Origin of the sequence: Clostridium mucosae (assembly GCF_024622765.1) — a bacterium.
Taxonomy (GTDB): Bacteria; Bacillota; Clostridia; order Clostridiales; family Clostridiaceae; genus Clostridium.
The window spans coordinates 533,554-554,742 of the sequence record NZ_JANKAF010000001.1 but is presented as its reverse complement, the minus strand read 5'-3'; the positions used below and the strand labels follow the sequence as shown (position 1 = coordinate 554,742).

General features: G+C 28.3%; 19 protein-coding genes and 1 riboswitch. Of the genes, 5 read left to right on the top strand and 14 right to left on the bottom strand.

What is annotated here, in order from left to right:
- Positions 1-34: 34 nt before the first annotated feature.
- Positions 35-739 (bottom strand): response regulator transcription factor, encoded by a 705-nt coding sequence (locus NSA50_RS02860; protein ID WP_257442798.1) that lies wholly within the window; start codon positions 737-739, stop codon positions 35-37.
- A gap of 656 nt (positions 740-1,395) precedes the next feature.
- On the opposite strand from NSA50_RS02860, the gene asrA reads away from it, so the two are divergent.
- Genes asrA through asrC form a run of 3 tightly spaced genes read left to right on the top strand, consistent with a single transcriptional unit; the run spans position 1,396 to position 4,289 of the window.
- Positions 1,396-2,427, top strand: a complete 1,032-nt coding sequence (gene asrA, locus NSA50_RS02855; protein ID WP_257442796.1) for an anaerobic sulfite reductase subunit AsrA — start codon at positions 1,396-1,398, stop codon at positions 2,425-2,427.
- A 1-nt stretch (position 2,428) separates the two neighbouring features.
- The gene (asrB, locus tag NSA50_RS02850) at positions 2,429-3,223 is read left to right on the top strand and encodes an anaerobic sulfite reductase subunit AsrB (protein ID WP_195430234.1); all 795 of its coding nucleotides are present in this window, start codon (positions 2,429-2,431) and stop codon (positions 3,221-3,223) included.
- 13 nt (positions 3,224-3,236) lie between these two features.
- Positions 3,237-4,289 carry a sulfite reductase subunit C gene (asrC, locus tag NSA50_RS02845; protein WP_195266414.1) on the top strand — a complete coding sequence of 351 codons (1,053 nt, stop codon included), beginning with the start codon at positions 3,237-3,239 and terminating at the stop codon, positions 4,287-4,289.
- Between the two features lie 562 nt (positions 4,290-4,851).
- Here asrC and NSA50_RS02840 read toward each other — a convergent pair.
- From NSA50_RS02840 to hypB, 9 genes are all read right to left on the bottom strand, one after another.
- Positions 4,852-6,267 (bottom strand): DUF4179 domain-containing protein, encoded by a 1,416-nt coding sequence (locus tag NSA50_RS02840; protein WP_257442795.1) that lies wholly within the window; start codon positions 6,265-6,267, stop codon positions 4,852-4,854.
- Between the two features lies 1 nt (position 6,268).
- A complete protein-coding gene (locus NSA50_RS02835) occupies positions 6,269-6,787 on the bottom strand; it encodes a sigma-70 family RNA polymerase sigma factor (RefSeq protein ID WP_257442793.1) in 519 nt (172 codons plus the stop codon).
- 538 nt (positions 6,788-7,325) lie between these two features.
- Positions 7,326-8,072: an energy-coupling factor ABC transporter ATP-binding protein gene (locus NSA50_RS02830; RefSeq protein ID WP_257442792.1), complete on the bottom strand. Its 747-nt coding sequence runs from the start codon at positions 8,070-8,072 to the stop codon at positions 7,326-7,328.
- Positions 8,073-8,081: 9 nt separating this feature from the next.
- Positions 8,082-8,882, bottom strand: a complete 801-nt coding sequence (gene cbiQ, locus NSA50_RS02825; RefSeq protein WP_257442791.1) for a cobalt ECF transporter T component CbiQ — start codon at positions 8,880-8,882, stop codon at positions 8,082-8,084.
- The gene (locus tag NSA50_RS02820; protein WP_257442790.1) at positions 8,879-9,880 is read right to left on the bottom strand and encodes an energy-coupling factor ABC transporter permease; all 1,002 of its coding nucleotides are present in this window, start codon (positions 9,878-9,880) and stop codon (positions 8,879-8,881) included. Before NSA50_RS02820 ends, cbiQ begins: the two co-directional genes overlap by 4 nt.
- A 79-nt stretch (positions 9,881-9,959) precedes the next feature.
- Complete coding sequence (locus tag NSA50_RS02815; protein ID WP_257442789.1) at positions 9,960-10,940, bottom strand: DUF5692 family protein; 981 nt, start codon at positions 10,938-10,940, stop codon at positions 9,960-9,962.
- Between the two features lie 30 nt (positions 10,941-10,970).
- Entirely contained in the window at positions 10,971-11,312 is a 342-nt protein-coding gene (locus NSA50_RS02810) for a hydrogenase maturation nickel metallochaperone HypA/HybF (RefSeq protein WP_195266426.1), read from the bottom strand.
- Positions 11,313-11,350: 38 nt separating this feature from the next.
- Positions 11,351-14,032, bottom strand: coding sequence for an FAD-dependent oxidoreductase (locus NSA50_RS02805; protein WP_257442788.1), 2,682 nt, complete (start codon positions 14,030-14,032; stop codon positions 11,351-11,353).
- A 24-nt stretch (positions 14,033-14,056) separates the two neighbouring features.
- Positions 14,057-14,728, bottom strand: coding sequence for a hydrogenase nickel incorporation protein HypB (gene hypB, locus NSA50_RS02800; RefSeq protein WP_257442786.1), 672 nt, complete (start codon positions 14,726-14,728; stop codon positions 14,057-14,059).
- Positions 14,729-15,054: 326 nt separating this feature from the next.
- On the opposite strand from hypB, the gene NSA50_RS02795 reads away from it, so the two are divergent.
- The gene (locus tag NSA50_RS02795; RefSeq protein ID WP_306813893.1) at positions 15,055-15,762 is read left to right on the top strand and encodes a FadR/GntR family transcriptional regulator; all 708 of its coding nucleotides are present in this window, start codon (positions 15,055-15,057) and stop codon (positions 15,760-15,762) included.
- A gap of 114 nt (positions 15,763-15,876) precedes the next feature.
- Here NSA50_RS02795 and NSA50_RS02790 read toward each other — a convergent pair whose 3' ends face one another.
- From NSA50_RS02790 to NSA50_RS02775, 4 genes are all read right to left on the bottom strand, one after another.
- Entirely contained in the window at positions 15,877-17,295 is a 1,419-nt protein-coding gene (locus NSA50_RS02790) for a cellulase family glycosylhydrolase (protein WP_257442783.1), read from the bottom strand.
- Between the two features lie 400 nt (positions 17,296-17,695).
- Positions 17,696-17,866, bottom strand: a complete 171-nt coding sequence (locus NSA50_RS02785) for a hypothetical protein (RefSeq protein WP_195430255.1) — start codon at positions 17,864-17,866, stop codon at positions 17,696-17,698.
- 55 nt (positions 17,867-17,921) lie between these two features.
- On the bottom strand, positions 17,922-19,013 hold the full coding sequence (recA, locus tag NSA50_RS02780; RefSeq protein WP_374940960.1) for a recombinase RecA: 1,092 nt from the start codon (positions 19,011-19,013) through the stop codon (positions 17,922-17,924).
- Between the two features lie 55 nt (positions 19,014-19,068).
- Positions 19,069-19,578 (bottom strand): CarD family transcriptional regulator, encoded by a 510-nt coding sequence (locus tag NSA50_RS02775; protein ID WP_195430257.1) that lies wholly within the window; start codon positions 19,576-19,578, stop codon positions 19,069-19,071.
- 259 nt (positions 19,579-19,837) lie between these two features.
- Positions 19,838-19,882: riboswitch (PreQ1 riboswitch) on the top strand.
- Positions 19,883-20,211: 329 nt separating this feature from the next.
- Between NSA50_RS02775 and NSA50_RS02770 the strand changes: the two genes are divergently transcribed.
- On the top strand, positions 20,212-21,186 hold the full coding sequence (locus NSA50_RS02770) for a nucleoside hydrolase (protein ID WP_257442778.1): 975 nt from the start codon (positions 20,212-20,214) through the stop codon (positions 21,184-21,186).
- The last annotated feature ends 3 nt before the right edge of the window (positions 21,187-21,189 follow it).

Here is a 21,189-nt window from a genome sequence, read left to right as displayed (position 1 = left end):
TACAATAAAAATTAGGGATAGTACTATTCCATATTTACGCCTTATCGTTAGCATTGCTTTCTTTTAACATATAGCCAACTCCAAAAATGGTTTCTATGTTAACTTCCTTTTTTATCTTTTGTCGTAATCTTGTTATATGTACATCTATAGTTCTTGTATCTCCAATAAAATCATATCCCCAAACTAAGTTTAATAACTCATCTCTTGAATAAACTCTATTTTTGTTTTTAACTAAAAATAATAAAATATCAAATTCTTTTGGTTTAAGTTTTATTTCTTCGCCATTGCATTTTACAATTCTACTGTATTCAGAAATATTAATATTGCCGATATAAATATCTTTTTTAGTATTAACTTGTTTTTCTTGATTTGCAACTTCTTTTTTTCTTCTTAAAGCTACTCTAATCCTTGTTATTACTTCCCTAATATCAAAAGGCTTTGTAATATAATCATCAGCACCTAATTCAAGGCCGAGAATCTTATCTATAATATCAATTCTTGCTGTAAGCATAATTATAGGTATTTTATAATTTGAAATTTCTTTGCAAATAGAAAATCCATCTATATCACCTAACATAATATCCAGAAGTATTAAATCTGGTCTAAAGTTTTGTATATCATCTACTACTTTTAATCCATTATCATTTACCTTAACTGTGTACCCCTCTTTAGTTAATGAAAACTTTAATATTTGGCTTATATCTTCATCATCTTCAATTATTAATATATTTTCTTTCAAAGTATCACCTCTTTTATTACCATTATATATTTTATGTAACTTTTTTACTAGTTTTCTATTTATTATAATTTCTAATGCTCTTAAATAAATTTTCAGCACTTCAATTTCTAATTTTCATTCGATTAAAATTCAACGATTCTTTGGTAGTTTTTAAAATTTTTTAGACTTCTAAATATGCAACTAATATGTATGATTTCAAATTTAATTAGCCTGTATCCCAGTAAAATCAATGGCTTAAAAGGGGCTCGCGAAACGCGACCCCCTTTGCTCTTGATTTAAATAGAATTACTTTCTTTATATAGATATTATTTTTTTATTTCTTCGCAATAATCTTCATTGGTAAATAATAATATACAATTATTTAATTTTATAGAGAAGAAAGATACTAAAAATGCTATTTAATGTTTAATATTTAACACAAAATATTAAGGATACTATAGATTGAAATAACCAAATTAATTATTAAACTTAATTTATTATAGCAAAAGCCTAAGGCGTTAGAGCCTTTATAATATTAGCTTTGGCCTCTTTATTTTTATATATAGGTTTTTACTTATCATTAATATATAATTCTCGTATTTTATTTATATAAAAATTAGTACTATAATTTAAGCATAGAGATTGTTAAAAACAAAACAATATTTTGGAGGTATTTTATGGGATATAATCTATCACTACAAGAAGTAAATGCTTTATTTGAAGAGTTAAAGAAAGAATATAAGATTTATGCACCAAAGAGATTTGAAAAACAAGGTAGATATTCTGATACAGATATAATTAAATATAGTGAAGTTTCTAATGTAGAAGAAATTGAGTTTATAGAAAAATCTGATTATCCAGTTAAGGAGGTTATAACTCCTATCACTCAAACTCTGTATTATTTCACTGAAAATGAATTTAGAGAAAGTTCTGTAGGTCATAACAAGAAAATATTAATTTTTGCCAGACCTTGTGATATTAATGCTCAAAGAAGACAGGACATGATTTATCTACATAATGGTAACTTTGAAGATACTTTCTATAAAAGAATAAGAGACAGAGTTAAATTTGTTTGCATTGAATGTGTTGAAGGTTTTGATACTTGTTTCTGTGTATCAATGAATAGTAATAAAACTGATGATTATTCATTAGCTGTAAGATTTAATGGCTCCTCTTTACTTTTCAATGTAAAAGATACTGAATTTACTAAATATTTTGAAGGTAAAACTGAAGAAAAATTTGAACTTAAGTTTATTGAAGAAAATGAAGCTAAAGTAACAATTCCTGAAATTAATGATAAGGAAACATTAATAAAACTTAAGAATCACCCAATGTGGGAAGAATATAATAAAAGATGTATTGGTTGTGGAAGCTGTACATTGGCTTGTAGTACATGCTCTTGCTACACTACTCGTGATATTGTATATGATCCTGCTGGAAAAATTGGTGAAAGAAAAAGAGTTCAAGCATCTTGTCATGTAGATGGTTTTGATGAAATGGCTGGTGGTCATAAATTTAGAACTACTAAAGCAGATAAAATGAGATATAAAGTTCTTCACAAAATACATGATTATAAAGCTCAATTTGGAGATGAACATATGTGTGTTGGTTGCGGTAGATGTACTGATAGATGTCCAGAACATATTTCAATTACAGCTACAATAAATAAAGTAAATAATGCAGTAAATGAAATTATGGAGGGAAAATAATATGGGAAACAATATATTAACACCTAAGTCATATGAAATTATTAGTATTACTCATGAAACTAATTTAGAATATACTTTTAGAGTTGCAACAGATATAGTTCCAGAGCATGGACAATTCTTACAACTATCACTTCCTAAGATTGGTGAGGCTCCTATTTCTGTTAGTGGATTTGGATTAGGCTATATGGATTTTACAATAAGAGCTGTAGGAAAAGTAACAGATGAAATTTTTAAATTAAAACCTGGAGATAGTATCTTTTTAAGAGGAGCTTATGGTAAAGGTTGGCCAGTTGAAAAATTTAAAAATAAAAATTTAATTATAGTTGCTGGTGGTACAGGAGTTGCCCCTGTAAGAAGTATGATTAACAAATTTTATTCTGAAGATAATTATGTAAAATCCTTAAATCTAGTATTTGGATTTAAAAATACAGATGGAATATTATTTAAAAATGAATTAGATAAATGGAAAGATAAATTTAATACTATATATACATTAGATAGTGAAGAAAAAGAAGGCTGGGAACAAGGACTTGTAACAAAACATCTATCTAAACTACCTTTAAATTCTTTCGATGATAACTATGAAGTTGTTATAGTTGGACCACCAATAATGATGCATTTTACTGCTCTTGAAATGCTTAAGCTTGGAGTTCCTGAAGAAAAGATTTGGGTATCCTTCGAAAGAAAAATGTCCTGTGCAGTTGGTAAATGTGGACATTGTAGAATAGATGAAACTTATGTTTGTTTAGAAGGACCTGTATTCAACTATACTAAGGCTAAATCATTATTAGACTAGGAGGATATTTTTTATGAATCATGATATAGATATTAAAAAGGTTAGATTAAATTGTTATCGTCAATCAAAAGTTCCTGGAGAATTTATGCTTCAATTACGTGTACCAGGTGGTCTTATTAATGCTAAATATCTAAGTGATGTTCAATATATTGCAGAAACTTATGGTAATGGTACTTTCCACATGGGAACAAGACAAATGTTTTGCATACCAGGAATTAAATATGAAAATATTCCTTCTGTTAATAAGTATATTGCTAATTACCTAAAAGAAGTTGAAATTGATGAATGTAATTGTGATATGACTGTTGATGAAAATGGATATCCAACTATAGGTGCTAGAAATGTTATGGCATGTATTGGTAACTCTCATTGTATAAAGGGAAATGCTAACACTAAAGAATTAGCAAATAAAATAGAAAAATTAATTTTCCCTTCACATTATCACATTAAAGTATCAGTTGCAGGATGTCCAAATGATTGTGCTAAAGCTCATTTCCAAGACTTTGGTGTAATTGCTCAATCAAGAATGGAATATCACCCTGAAAGATGTATTGGATGTGGGGCATGTGTAAAAGCTTGCGAACACCACGCAACTAGAGTTCTAAGCTTAAATAAAAATGGTCTTGTAGATAAAGATCCTTGTTGCTGCGTTGGATGTGGTGAATGTGTATTAGCTTGTCCTGCAAGTGCTTGGACAAGAAGTCCTAAAAAATTCTACAGAGTTGTTATTGGCGGAAGAACTGGTAAGCAAACTCCTAGAATGGGTAAAACTTTCTTAAACTTCGTTACTGAAGATGTTGTATTAGGAATGTTTGCAAACTGGCAAAAATTCTCTGCTTGGGCATTAGATTATAAACCAGAATACTTACATGGAGGACACTTAATAGATAGAGCTGGATATCATAAATTTAAAGAAATCATTTTAGATGGTGTTGAACTTAACCCTGAAGCTTTAGTTGCAGAAAATATCTTCTGGGCTGAAACAGAATATAGATCAAACTTTAATGTTAAACCAATTGAAAAACATAAAACTATAGAATTAAATAGAGAAATTAAAAACTATTAGAAAAAAGAAAATCTTCCTAAAATTTTTAGGGAGATTTTCTTTTTTAGCAATTTAAATATCTCTTACCTTTTGCTCTATTTCCTCTGAAGTAGTATTTAATAAAAATGCTAGTTTAGAAAATAGTCTATTTTTAATTCCTAATAGCATTTTTATAGACTTTTATTGCAAATATATAAGCTATAACTATTCTTTCTATACCCGAAACAACGGTAATCAAAATGTTATTTACTACTGTTTCTTTGATTTAATTAAATTACGAATAGCTGCTATAAATAAACAGTGAATATTGAATTTTTGTAAAATTTTAAATACTAGAACGGATTCCACCATTTATAAATGATTTAATATATTCTAAATAAAAAGTCATGCCCAATCTTTTTAGTTCTACATGGCTTTTGTCAACTTAATTTATTAGTATATAATTAAATGATAACTACTATATTTAAATATATTTTCCATTACAATAATATTATATTTTAACTATAACATAATATTTTTTAATACATATATACATAGTTCTTATAACTAGTTAATTACTTTTCTTTTGTTCTACAGTCTCTTCTTATTCAAACAATTTAACATCAAATCCATCCACTTTATTATCTTTAACCTTCATCACTTCAAAATATAACTTGTCACAATTTAAATTATCCAATTCATATAGATATTCATTTTCTGGATTCTTACTTATAACTTTAGTAAATTTCATATCTCCATTATCTGATAATATATTATGATCATTAAGAACACCATTACCTTCTGGTACATTTAATACTACTGTATTTTCTTCTATATTCTTTAATGTGATTCCTAAATTATTGTCTTCAACTAATTTATTTACTAAATCTACTGTTATATAGCTATCTTCATTTTTCACATAACTTATTTTATCACATATTAGTTTTATATTTTCAACATTTGATATACCGCCATATAACTCTGCTACAATGGTGTTTTTTCCATTTTCTAGATTATATATTACTTCATCGAAAATTGACTTATCTGATGCTTCAAAGTATATATTATTATCATTATCCATAAGTCTTAAATTTTTAAAGGATATTTTTGCAAGGTTATTATTATTTTCTACATTTAAATATACCTTTGTTCTTGAAAGAGAAGCTTCTATTTTTTCTACTTTTATATTAGCAATATCAGAATTAATATTTTTTTCAACTTTATACTCTTTAGTTAGTGAATCATTAAAAATATTTTTATCTAGTTCAACTAATAAATCTAAACTTGTTATCTTAGCTTTATCCATTTCTTCTAAATACTTTGGAAAGTCTTCCTCTGTTATTTCATTTCCTCTTTTATGGAACATTTCATTATTTTTATAAAGTGTTATTACCATTTTAAAATCTTCTAATTTTTCATTTAGATCTATTTCTGCATACCTTTTATCCCTATTCCCCTTGTCTATCCAATTTAATGGTTTATTATTAGTATTGTAAAACTCTATATTCCACAATATATTAGGATCTTCTTTTACATCATATGATATCCACATCTTAGAATCATCAGCAACAATTACATTTACTGTGAATTCAGTATTATCGTATTTTACAGTTTTATTTATTTCTTGATATTTACCATTTTCTATTAAGTTTTCAAAACCTTTATCATACTTATATGCTTTATCCATCTTAACGATTTGTACTAATTTATTAATAATAGGTACTTTTTCTAATGCATATGCTACACTTGGAAAAAAGTTTATTATAAGGCTAAAAATTAATATGGCTGCAACTATTCCACTTACTCCTTTTATCCATCTATTTTTCCTTATATTATTAATTTCTTTATTATTTCTACCTTCATTTTCAATTTTTATATTTAACTTCTTTCTTATTTTTTCTTTAATCTCATTATCAACAAAATCCTCATTAATATTTTCAATATATAAATCATTCATTAATATTTCTAGGTCATCATCATTAATATTATCTACGATATTAAAAATATCCTTATCATCCATATTAAATCACTTCCTTTTTTAATATCTTCTTTAATTTTAATCTGCATCTATAAAGCTTATTTTCCACTGCACTTGCAGTTGTATTAAATATTTTTGCTATATCCTTAATTTCATAGTTCATAAAATATCTTAAATAAAAATAACTTCTATTAGGTTCTTTAAACTTTTTTATTTCTTGTATTATTTTTTGCTTTTCAAACTTATCAATCACATAATTTTCAGTTATTAAAATATCCTTCTCTGGAATAGAGTTATAATCAATATCTTCAACTTTAATTTGCTTTGTTATAAGCTTTTTTCTATAATTAAGTGCTATAGATCTTGTTTTGACATTTACATAAGTATCATAACTTCCTCTTGAAATATTATATTTATCACTATCTTTCCATAAGGCTAAAAACACATCGCTTACACAATCTTCAATATCTTCATTAGCTCCAACATCTTTAAGAATTCTTTTTACATAGAAAAATACTCTATTAAAATATTTTTCATAGATTTCGTCAATATTTTTATCCACTCTTTTTCCCTCCTCATATAGTAATACAAATAATATTTCAAATCCTCGCGTTTTTTTCTTAATTTTACCATAAATATGAATATGTATTGAGCTTTTTAATTCACATACTGATATGCTTAATTTACGAATTCTTAATATTTTGATATACGTAAAATCCCTATTCATTTGTTTTAAAATGTTTAAAAGAAAGTAAGCTACAGCCTTAATACTTAGTATATTTGAAACAATGTGTGCTTAAGGAGCATCAGGGTATAACGTAGAATTATAAAAAGTCATGTATTACAAGCAAAGTTTGTTACACATGACTTTTCTAATATCTACTTATTCATATAATAATTAAAAATGTTCACGATTTTAATAGTGTTCACTCTTATCTAGAACATAAAAGATGACATCACATTTTTATATCCTACTGAATTAACATATTTGGTGATTATTTTTTCAGTCTTCTCCTGAATATCTTGTAATCTGTCAAACCATGAAACTTATACTATATCTTTACCTTTTACAATTTTTCTATTCTTTACATGTACATATGTCAATGTTTTATATTATTTTCCTGAAAACAAAATGGAAGCTCTAGATTGTTAGCTTCTAAAAGCTTTTTATCAGTAAGAATATCTTTTGTATTTCCATCTTTAATAATTTTCCCATCTGACATAAGAATAGTACGATTGCAGGTATCTAAAATCATGTCTAAATCGTGAGAAGCAATAATCTTTAAGTGCTGAAATTCATTTAGTATATTAATTAAATTTCTTCTATTCTTAGGATCTAAAGCAATAGAGGGTTCATCCATTAAAATAATATCTGGTGTCATAGAAAATATTGTTGCTATAGATACAAGTTTTTTTTCACCACCAGAAAGTTTATGTATCTTTTTATTCTTAAGATTATTAATATGAACCATATTCAAGGCATTTTCTACTCTCTTTTTAACTTCCTCTTCTGAAAGTCCATAATTACGTGGTGCAAAAGCTATATCTTCATATACATTAGACATAAATAGTTGATTATCAGAATCTTGAAATACATATCCTATTCTTTCTCTAATTATACTTAAAGTATTCTTCTCTACTGGAATATTTTCTACTCTAATGCTACCTTCATAAATTAAATTTAATCCTACTAATAATTTCAATAAAGTTGATTTTCCAACCCCATTAGCTCCAATAATACCTATAGAATCATTTTCCTTTGCAGTAAAGGTAATATTTTTAAGTATTGGTTGTTCTTTTTCATAAGAAAAACATAGATTTTCTACATTTATATGAATATGGCTCATATCTTCCTCCTAAATAAATATATTTCCTACTATCTGTAATATAGGGAAAAACCTCATAGTACCAAGTATAACTATCCATATAATAAAATAAATATAATCTTTTTCATTATATCTAATTTTATAAGAATAATAAAACTTACCAGAATATCCACGTAAACACATACTTTCGTATATATTTTCTGCTTTATATATACTTCTAAGTAATAGTTGTCCTATAAGGGAACCCCAAACCTTATAATTTATCCCTTTCTGATTAGGGGCACGTAAGCTATATGATTCTGTAATTTTATTTGCTTCCTTAAGTAATACTGTCACATATCGATAAATAAACAAAATTTCAGTTATGAATATCTTTGGTATATGAATTTTATCCATTGCATAGCAGATTTTTTCAATAGTTGTTGTAGCAATTAATAGATAAGATGCTAAGATAGTTAAGATTCCTTTAATTATCATTGTAATCATAGAGATTATTCCTCCAGAAATACTAATACAATTTATATTAATTAGTATTTTACTATCAAAAAATGGATTGAATATCCCCATAAGGAATACAAATGATAATACTATTTTCAATTTCCTTAAGCTATCTTTTAACGATATATCACAAGTTATTAAAAGGAATATTGGATAAATACTCATTCCTATAACTCCACCTAGGTTATATTTATCAATAGATACAACTAAAGAAATATAAGTAACTGTTAAAATAAATTTAATTGATGGATGAATCTTATTTACTAAGTAATCTCTATTTGCTAAATCCTCTATACCTTGGATTTCATAAAGTGCTTTATTTAATTTATTCAATTTATGAATTCTTTTCTAAAAAATTTAAATAAATAACATCCACTTATACAGATAAAGGCAACTACTACTCCTCCAATAATTCCTGATAAAGATGTACCTATAGCTAAATCAGAATCTTTAAAATTATAATCAGGTAACACTGAAGTAGTTTCTTGTACTTTTTCAAAACTATCATATACTTCACCTGATACTTCTATTTCAGTAGAATTTGTAATCTTTTCAATAGACCATTCTAATCCATCTGGATACTCAGAAGCTACAAGTGAAACTCCTCCTGCTATTAAAATTGTAAGTAATGAGAATATAACCATCACTTTTCTAAATGAAATTCTTCCTATTTTTTTATTTAAGGATTTATCTATGCTCCATAGTAATTCTGGTCTAGCTTCATATATAGAACATAGAACAGCTGCAGTAATGAGCCCTTCTATAAGTCCAATTACTAAGTGTATTGGTTGCAAAACTGAAATAAAAGTTAAAAATGGTAAATCACTAATTCCTGATTCTAGTGTTTCAATTGCAACAGAAAAAGCACCTATTTGTAATGTAAGTATAGACCCAATTATTGATGCTAAAATAATTTTACCTTTGGAAGCTCCGTTCTTCATAATAGGCTTCCATATTAATAAACATCCAATAAAACATCCATAAAATGCTATATTCCATATATTGCAACCTAATGCCAGTATCCCCCCATCAGCAAACATTAAGCATTGTATAGCTAAAACCCCAATCATTGTAATAAATCCTGCAAATGGTCCTAATATGGCAGATAGTAAAATACCTCCACAAAGATGTCCAGAAGAGCCTGTTCCTGGAACTGTAAAATTAATCATCTGGGTTGCAAATACAAATGCTCCCATAACTCCCATTACAGGGATTTTTTTAGGCTCATTTTCTATTCGTATCTTTTTTATTGAATAACCTGCTGCTATTGCAGAACATCCATACATTAATCCAGCCACAGTAGGATTAACAAGTGCATCCGCCATATGCATAAATAAACCTCCTCTTTATAAAATTAACTTCGATTTAATAAGGATATCAATTATTTTGATATCCTTATTAAACTAAGAATTATTCTGCCAGTACGTTTACTTCCGTATATTTCTTTAAGTCTATATAAAGTTCATCCTTATATGGATTACGCTTTGTTTTTTTAGCTTTATAAATCATATATATAGCAACACCAATATTAGAAAGAAGTGCTAATAAACTGAAAATAAATAAATAGTTTTCATTATAGGTAGATGAAACAGCAAATTTACCTTTATCAATAAATGCTGGAAATGTCTGTGCAAACATACACCATAATGCTAATGTTTGTGCACGGTGTTGAAGCCATGCACCTTTTCCTATAGTAAAAGCACATACTGTTGGTGCAAGTAATAGTGCAAACCCACAATACCATGAATGTCCTGGTAAAGCATTATAAGTATAAGCAAAATTCCATAAATCATAAGCTATTATCCAAAACCAAAGCATATCGGGCCATAGCATATCCTGACTTCTATCTTTATTAGTTTTTTTACGAATACATATACCAAGCCATCCTGTAATTGTAATAATATTTAAAATCCCTGCAATTGCATTCATAAAGTTCCAAGGACCACCTAAGACATACATACTTCCATCTTCAAGAATTCCACCTCCAGCATATTGAAGTCCAACTTGAATATCACGTGTAACTGCTTCTAAAATATTAATTGCAAGAATTAGCGGTGGAAAGCATAATGCTAGCTTATTATCTGCCAATCTCCACTCTTTCCCTGTGCTTTTACTTTTACCATGTAAATGTCTTATGCACCAAAACCCAATACATCCTGCTACTGCTGAGTACACCTTAGCCAAATGAAACCAATCTGTATAAGTAGTATCTTTTAATACTGTAAACCATAATATAGATAGTCCAATTGGTAATACTACAAAACATAAAAAACCCCCAAATTTAGAACGCCTTGAAAATTCATTTAATATAAATAAAATTAAAAATACTGCAATCCAAACACCCCATACTGAAAATAAGGATGCTCCTCCTTCATAGTTAAAACTAAACATAATCTTTCCCCCTATTATAGTTATTCATTTTTAATAACAAACAATTTCTTTTATATAAAACTCTTTCCCGCTTAATATTTCACAGTTTTTACTTTTGCAATTAGGGCATATTCCTTTATCAAAGATTATATTAAATACATTATTGCAACTTTTACACAAAGCATTAGCTGGTAATATTTCAATTTCTAATTCTGAACCTTCTAATATAGTACCTACAATTGAAGCAGGATATAAACTCTTCATATATTTAGGAATCATTGAAGAGAGTTCTCCAATTTGCAAAACTAATGTATCTATTTTTTTAACATTATTGACTTTTGCAAATTTTTCTACGCTCTTAACAACTTCAATTAAAACCCCTATTTCATGCATATAGACTCTCCTCTATTTATAAATAGTAAAATATAATATTATTTGTTTGACTTGAATATATTTATAGCTTTTTTAATAGCTATTTTCCCCTTACGTTTAAGAACTTGCTTAACAATTACAGGTTTTAAATTTTCATATGCTACTCCTTCTCCATCATATTTTCTAACAAGTGATATAGCATCAAACTTACATCTTGTTACACATGCTCCACAGCCTACACATAAAAATTCATCTACAACAGTAGCACCACAGCTAAGACAACGTTCTGTTTCTTTCTTTATTTGATCTTCTGTAAAAGTTCCTCGTAAATCCTTAAATGTTTCTTTTGATTCTTTTCCATCGCTATGACTTGCCTTTTGTCTTGGAAAATTATTATATCCCTTAAGTTCAATATTTTGTTTATCTAATGAGCGATATTCTTTTCTATCTCTTCCTATAATTAAACTTTGACCTTGATTAACATAACGGTGTATTGAAATAGCTCCTTCTTTACCTGCTGCAATGGCATCAATAGCGAATCTTGGTCCTGTAAATGCATCTCCACCAACAAATACATCTAATTCTCCTGTTTGATAGGTAAAAGAATCTGCCTTAATTGTATTATTAGGATTAATCTCTATATTGCTATCTGAAAGTAAATTTCCTAAATCAATTGATTGCCCTACAGAAAGCAATACTGTATCTGCTTTTACAAATAATATATCGTTTTCATCATAAATTGGATTAAATCTCTTATTTTTATCAAATACTGATATACATTTTTTAAATTCTACACCAACAACTTTCCCATCCTTTGTAATAATTCCTTTAGGACCCCAAGAATTATTTATATTGATTCCTTCTGATAAAGTTTCTTCAATTTCCTCATTAAGAGCTGGCATTTCATCTCTTGTTTCAAGACAAAATATATCAACTTTTTCTGATCCTATTCTTTCAGCAGTTCTTGCAACATCTATTGCAACATTCCCCCCACCTATAACAACTACATCTCCATTTAGTTTTAAATCTTCACCTAAGTTAACGCTGCGTAAGAAATCTACTCCAGTCATTACTCCATTAGTATTTTCTCCTTCAACACCTATTTTTCTACCTGACTGAGCTCCAACTGCAATATAGAAAGCTTCATACCCTTGATTTCTCAATTCTTTTAAACTTATGTCTTTTCCAACTTCAATTCCATTCTTAAAGTCAACACCTAATTCTTTTAATATATCAATTTCTGCATTAACTACATCTTTTTCTAGTCTAAAGGATGGAATACCAAGTGTTAACATACCACCAAGTACTTTTTGTTTTTCAAATACTGTTACCTTATAACCTTCAACTGCTAAGAAAAATGCACAAGAAAGACCAGCAGGCCCTGCTCCTACTACAGCTATTTTCTTATTATAGTCATGCTTAATTTTAGGTACATAGCGATTTTCTTTATTTAAGTCTTGATCTGCAATAAATTTTTTAATTTCATCTATAGCTATTGGATCATCAATATCTCCCCTTGTGCACGCTGATTCACATTTCCTTGGGCATATACGTCCACATACTGCTGGAAATGGATTTTCATGCTTTATTAATTCAAGAGCTTCTTTATATCTTCCTTGAGAAGCTAGTTTTATATATCCTTGAATAGCAATATGAGCAGGACACTCTGTTTTACAAGGGCTTGTTCCACTTTCTACAACATTTTTTCTATTAATTCTATAATCTGGATTCCATTTATCTTCTCCCCACTCTGTATCTCGTGGAGTCTCAATTTTTTTAACAGGAAGTGGCTTTGTTGAGCATAATTTTTGGCCTAATTGTAGTGCATTAACTGGACAATTTACAACACATTCTCCGCATGCAACACATTTTTCTTTATTTACACTTGAAACATAATTAGAACGTACCATATCAACATTTTTAAACATTCCAGCAGTTCTTAATGAAAGACAAGAACAACCACAACAATTACAAATTGCATGAGTCTTTCCTGAACCATCAAGATTTGGTATTTGATGCATTAAACCATTTTCTTCAGCTCTTTTAATTATTTCAAAAGCTTCTTCTCTAGTAATTTGTTTTCCTCTACCTGTACGGATATAATATTCTGCAGCATGTCCCATTTGAATACACATATCTTCTGCTAAATGACCACATCCTTCTCCCATTACTTTTCTCGCTGTACGACATGAGCAATCTGATACTGTGAAAATATCGTTTTCATTAAGATATTTAGAAACTTCCTCATAAGAAGCTTTTCTAGTTTCTCCATCTATAGCTTGCTCTATAGGTATAACACGCATTAAACCTACGCCTACTGGGAAAGCACCTGTAGTCTTTGGTCCTCTTACTCTTCCATATGCTTCAAAAGCTTCTGCAATTTGAGGATATTTGTTAACGTTTTCCTTGTTATTAACCATCATCTCCATAATTCCTGGAACCCATGTGTCATACCAGTAGGTATCAATCCCGTTAATAGTATTTACAAAACAGATACCTGCAACAGCTAAATCCCATAATAATTTTGCTGTTTCATCTACAGATTTACAACATAAAGGAGCAAGTTCTTCTGCCGTAGCTTTTTTACGTATCTTCATACAAAGTGCTACTTCTGCCATTTCCTCTGTAACAACAGGCTCTAAAATTAAATATTCCGGATCTTCTGGCCTTATTTCATTTTTTGACCCACGTTTTTTCCCACTAATATGATTAGCAAGATCCAACACCTTTTCTTTTACCATTTCTATCCTCCTAGTCTAATAATATTAATTTTCATTCCATTCTTTAATTTCTTTTCTAAGCCACTCTGCAAATTTATCAATACCTTCACCTGTTCTTGCAGATATAGGAATAATTTCAATATTAGGATTTAACTTTTTTACACGTTCAATGCAAACTTCCAAGTTGAAATCAAAATAATTAATAACATCCATTTTGTTAATTAGTAACACATCAGCAATTGAAAATATTAAAGGATATTTTAGTGGTTTATCATCTCCTTCGGGAACACTTAAAATCATGGCATTTTTTGATGCTCCGGTATCAAATTCTGCTGGACATACCAGATTACCTACATTTTCTAAAATAGCAAAATCAATATCTTCTGTTTCTAAACCTTCTAAGCCTTGTTTTGTCATATCTGCATCAAGATGACACATTCCCCCTGTATGTAATTGAATAACTTTTGCTCCAGTTTTAGAAATAGTATGAGCATCAACATCTGAATCAATATCTGCTTCCATAACTCCTATTTTTATTTCATTTTTTAATGTATTAATTGTTTTTGTAAGAGTAGATGTTTTACCTGAACCTGGTGATGACATTAAATTTAGTAAAAATATTTTCTTTTTTCTAAGTTCTTCTCTCAATAAATTAGCTTGATGGTCATTGTCTTCAAAAACACTTTGTTTAATTTCGAGAATTCTAAAATTCTCCATATGCTTATCCTCCTTCATTATAAAGAATATTTAATTTAAACTTTTAATTGTATTCTTAAATCCTTTTTTATTTCTAATATTAATTCTATGAAATACTCTTTATTTAATAAAAATTTTTAGATCATATTAATCTGGTATGACCAGATTAATAATCTTGATAAAATTTTAACATGATTATTAATACAAAGTCAATATATTCCTTTAATGCTAATATATGTTTGAAAGAATCTTAAGATATTTACTTTTTATTGATTTTGGAATAATATTGAAATAGAATTATAATCGGTATTTGGTTGAACCAGATTCAGCTTAGAGAGGTGCATTTTATGATAGAATTTTCAAAATTAAATTCTCCAACATTAAAAGATTTATTTATTAAAGAACTAGAAAATATGATTTTATCTGGAAAACTTCAAATTGGTGAAAAGCTTCCTTCGGAAAGAGAACTTGCTAAGTCTATGCAAGTAAGTAGAGCTGTTGTTAACTCTGGAATTTCAGAGTTATCTAGGAAAGGATTTTTAAATATAAAACCAAGGATCGGTGCTTTTGTAGCTGATTATCGTAGAAATGGAACTATGGAAACACTAATTTCTATTATGAAATATAATGGCGGAAGGTTAAGAGATGCAGAAATTCGTTCTATTCTTGAACTTCGTATAGCATTAGATACATTAGCAGTAGAACTATGTATTCCAATAATTAAAGAAGATGAAATTGAGATATTAAAAGGATATGTTAATAAAATGAAAGAAACTGATTCTGTTGAAACTGCATCTAATTTAGCATTTCAATTCCAACATGAATTGGCTTTTCTTTCTGGAAATACTCTTTTACCATTAATTTTCCATTCATTTAAGGTACCCATTTTATCATTGTGGGAACGTTTTTGTATATTATATGGTATAGATTCCTTAATAAATAATACATCTATTTTGTGTGATTACATAGAAAAAAAGGATACTAAAAAAGCTATAGAATGTTTAACTACAAATATTAATGATACTATAAATGGTAATAGACAAATATATTATTAATTATAAATGTTTAGGATACACTAAAATCAACAACTTAAAAGGACGTCGCGAAACGCGACGCCCCTTTAATTTAATAAATATTTTGCTCAAATAATTGATTTTCTGGTTACAAATCTATTTCTTTGTAACTGTAAATACATCAATATCATAATATCCCCAGCTGTGTTGAAGCTTAATCTTATTTTGACCAGCATTTAAGTATACTGTGTCAAGATAAGCATCAGTAAAGCTGTATGATTGTTTTAATAACTTATCTCCACGATTGTTATTATTTATATAAAGTGTAGTATATTTATCACCGTATTCAGAAGCATATTGTACATTAATGTGATAATCACCTGATGATGGAACATTAACAGTTACTTCAATATAATCATTACTGTTATCAAATCCAGTTACGTATCCATTTCCTGAGTATCCAGAGCGTGCAGTGCTATTATAAATACCATTTTTGCTTCCATTTTCTGCTTCTATTGTAAACTTAGTAGTTCCCCCAGGTTCTTCTCCATTTCCAGGATTTGATCCTGTATATACTGAACAAATCTTTGATGTATTTTTTATGCCATTTTTATGATTTAATAATATATTCCCCCACTCACTAAAAGATGTTCCAGACCAATCATTAGATATATCAAGGTACTTCCATTGATCACCATTACCATACCAAGACCAGCCTATATATCCTACTGATTTTTCCTTGGAATAATTCATAATAGTATCTTCGTCAACATCACCATCTGTATGTCTTAATCCAAATTCACCTATAACTAGTGCTAAATTTTGATTTATAACATTATCTATATTAGATTTAACTATGTTTGCATTTCCACCAGCATACTCATACATGTGTATTGAAAACATTGTATTTTTTTGAGAATCCGAATTAAACACTTCTTTTCCATAATCAGCTATAGATTTAGGATATTGTCCCCAACCTGCAGCATCAACCATAATAGTATTTTTGATTCCAGCAGCTCTTAATTTAGGAATTGCTTGTTTATATCCTTCTGCCCATTGCTTACCATCCCAAGTTCCATACCACTCATTTGCAATATTTAATATTACAGTAGATTCTTTTCCTATCAATGCATCTTTAATCCCTATCCAATAGTTAACTGCATTGTTTAACTTTGAAACATCATCAGCACCTGTAGCATCATGTACTTCTAAAACTGCTACAAGCTTGTTTTGTTCACATAAAGAAATTATATTTTTTACAGTATTTATATTATCATAACCCCACTGATCGCCATCACCAAGAGCAACTCTTACAGTGTTTGCACCAGTTTTTGCTATGGCAGGTATAGCTATTGATTCTTGTCCTTTGTACCATGCATGGGCATGATTTATTCCTCTCATAATAAATTCATTTCCATTTGCATCATAAAGTTTAGTACCATTTACATGAAACCCACTATTAGAAGTAGCTGCAAATGCTGATACCTGCATCATTGATGTCAATGAAATTGTTTGAGCTAATACTAATGCGCCAGCAATAATACACTTTTTAAATTTTCTTAAAAATCTACTCATTTTAATATCCTCCCTTATTTACATTTTAAATTTCAATAGACTTTAATTAATAAATCTTCATTTGTTTCTTAAAAGTATATTTCTAGCCTACATTTAGTTAATTTAATACTTTTGTTGATTACGTTTACAGAAGATATAAATATATTCACTCCCTTCAAATTTATTTATCATTTTTAGATTATCATAAATTTTTAATTAATAAATTTGTAATTGGTCACTGATTAATAATTGTTTCAAATTGGTAATATTTGTTTATTGGCAAATAAAAAACACGCTTACTTTAATGCAAGCGCGTTATAATTACACGTGTTTCATAATTGTCGGGTTCTTCCATTACAATCCTAGTATATTTAATCACTGTTCTCATAAAATCTAAATATTCCAATAATCATAAGAAAACTTAATCATTTTCTTTTTTCTCTATTAAATTTCCAATAATATTTCCTACAACTAGTCCTACTATTAATATTATTCCTGCCAGAATATTTTTATTAAAATATAAAAATATTCCTCCTATTACAGCACCTAATAAACTGCCAATTATACAACCTTGTGTTTTATAAGTTTTCATTGAGCACCTCTAATAAATTCTTTTTTATCCTTATTATACAAATAATTTTATATATTCACCATAAGTTTTTTACTTTTATTATTTCTTCTAATTCTAATTTCTCTTCATTTTTAGCATCATTCTTTGTTCTATCATCTTGTTCAAGTTTATTATCTTTTCTAGATTCATCTTCTTTAATTTTGGAAGCCTTTACTAATGGTAAGTTGTGCTTTTCTCTTATTGCATTTTCTACTTCAAGGGCTAAATCTTTATTTTCTTTTAAATATGCCTTTGAGTTTTCTCTACCTTGTCCTAATCTTATATCATTATAGGAAAACCATGTACCACTTTTGTTTATTATATCTTCATTAACAGCTATATCTAAAAGGTTTCCTTCTTTTGAGATACCTTCATTGTACATAATATCAAATTCTGCTTGCTTAAATGGTGGTGCAACTTTGTTTTTTGTTACTTTTACTCTTGCTCTGCTTCCTAAAATGTTTTCTCCTACCTTTATAGTATCAATTTTTCTTATATCTAATCTTATAGATGCATAGAATTTAAGTGCTCGTCCACCTGTTGTTGTTTCAGGATTTCCAAACATAATTCCAATTTTTTCTCTTAATTGATTTATAAATATTACAATACACTTAGATTTATTTATTGATGCTGTAAGTTTTCTTAATGCTTGTGACATTAATCTTGCTTGAAGACCTATATGTGAAGCTCCCATTTCTCCCTCTATTTCCGCTCTAGGAACAAGTGCTGCTACAGAGTCAACTACAAGTACATCCATAGCATTTGATCTTACAAGGGCTTCTGTTATTTCTAAAGCTTGCTCACCAGTATCTGGTTGACTCACTATTAAGTCATCAATATTTACTCCTAAGTTTTTTGCATAAGATGGATCTAAGGCATGTTCAGCATCAATAAATGCCGCCACGCCACCTATCTTTTGTGCCTCTGCTATTATATGAAGAGCAATAGTAGTTTTACCTGAACTTTCAGGTCCATATACTTCTATTATTCTACCACGGGGAACTCCACCAACTCCTAAGGCTATATCTAATGCTAAGCATCCTGTTGATATAGTTTCTATATCCATTGTTGGATTAGACCCAAGTTTAATAACTGAGCCCTTTCCAAATTGTTTATCTATTTGTTTCATAACTGAATCTATTACTAAAAGTTTTTCATCATTAATGTTCAAAAATTTTTCACCTCTAATTTAAATAATTTGTTTCCTTTAAATAGCTATTTACTATTTTAGCTATTTCTTCAGGGGTAGTATCTAGAGAAAATGCTAGTTCTGAAAAAAGAATACTTTGAATATCTGCTAAAATCTTTTTATCCTTTTCATGAAATTTCTTTCCGTTCTTTTCTAAATTACTTTTAGTTCTCATTAAAGTGGTAGCTATCCCTACGATTTTTTTTCGATTTCCACTTTTTATAATCTCGCTATATACTTCTCCTCTTTCTCTATCTACTTCTATCCAATCTATACCTGGCTTTTTAAATGATTCTAGAAGTTCTTCTGCTTCTTCCTTTGTAAGAAGATCTAACATTGCCACCTTATCATTATCCACTGGAGTACTTATACTCAAATTCTTATCATTCATAGGATGTAAGATATAATATTGCTTTTTTACATGAGAAATTGTCTTTTCACATATATCATCTACCTTACAAATACCATGAACTGAATATAGAATTAAATCACCTTTCTTAAACATTTAAATACCTCCTGTTAAAAAGAAGTTTAGTAAACGTTTACTTATGCACATTTACAAAACTCCTGAATTTATTAGTTGCTATTCCTTTTATTAAATAAAACACACTAGAGCCACTAATATTATTTTATCACAAAAAAAATGATGGATGTAAGCAAAATTTTCACAAAATTTAAAAAGATATTTTTTAGTAATTAGTAATTGAAAAATCTAATCTTTTGTTATACACTATTACCATAAAATTTATATACTCAGAATAATTCTGAGAGAGGTTCGTAACCATCCCTCTATAAAAAACTAGGACCCTAATTTAATGTATTTTAAATTAGATTAATTTTGTTGTTTAAATTTCAATAAAATAATAAGCTAGATTTTTGTAAAGGGCTATTAGTAATTAATAGCTCTTTTTATATTCTAGTGTTTTATAGGTTTACTCTGTTAATATCTTTTTATAAATTACGTCTTTCTATTTTTAAGTGGACATATGTAAGTTTGTGTTTACTTGAATGAAGGATGAAATAAGTAAACTTATTTATGTCCACTTTTTTATTTGTGATGGAATGAACTTTATAGTTCGTTCCTTTTTATTTTTCTGAATATAAATTTTGCATATTATTCAATAAAGGAGAAATGAAAATGAAAAGAAAAGTAATAATTGATTGTGATCCAGGTATTGATGATTCTCTTGCTCTACTTCTAGCTTTGAATTCACCTGAACTAGATGTTATAGGAATTACTATTGTATCTGGAAATGTTTGTGCTAATCAAGGTGCTAAAAATGCTTTAAAGGTTTTAAAGCTTCTAAAAAGAGAAGATATTAAAGTTTATGTTGGGGAAAGTACTCCTTTAGTTAGAGATTTAGTTACTGCACAAGATACTCACGGGGAAGATGGATTAGGTGAAACTAACTATGCAGAAGCTAATATTGAAATTAATCATAATGGTGTTGATTTTATATTAGATAGTGCTAAACAAGGTGATGTTAGCATCATTGCCTTAGGACCTTTAACTAACTTATCTAGAGCTTTAGAAAAAGATGAAGCTGCATTTAATATGATTAATGAAATAGTATCTATGGGTGGTACATTTAAATCTCATGGTAATTGCTCTCAAGTTGCAGAATTTAACTATTGGGTTGATCCTCATAGTGTAAAAAAGATATTTGATAATAGCAAAGTTCCTTTTTCAATGGTAGGTTTAGACGTTACTCGTGAAATAGTTTTAACTCCTAACCTTATAGAAGTTATTAATCAATTTGATGATGTAATAGGAAAATTTATTGTAGATATAACAAGATTTTATGTTGATTTCCATTGGAATCAAGAAAGAACTCTTGGATGTGTTATTAATGATCCTTTAGCTGTAGCATATTTTATAGATAGAAGTATTTGTGAAGGATTTACTTCTTACTTAGACATTGTTACAGATGGAGTAGCTATGGGACAAACCTTAGTTGATGTAGGCGAATTTTATAAAAAAGATCACAATGGATTAGTTTTAACTAAAGTTAATTCTAAAAAATTCATGGAGATGTTCTTATATAGATTGTTCCCAAACAATAAAAAAGATATAGAGTTAATTCTTAATAACAAAAGATATTACATAGGTTAAAGC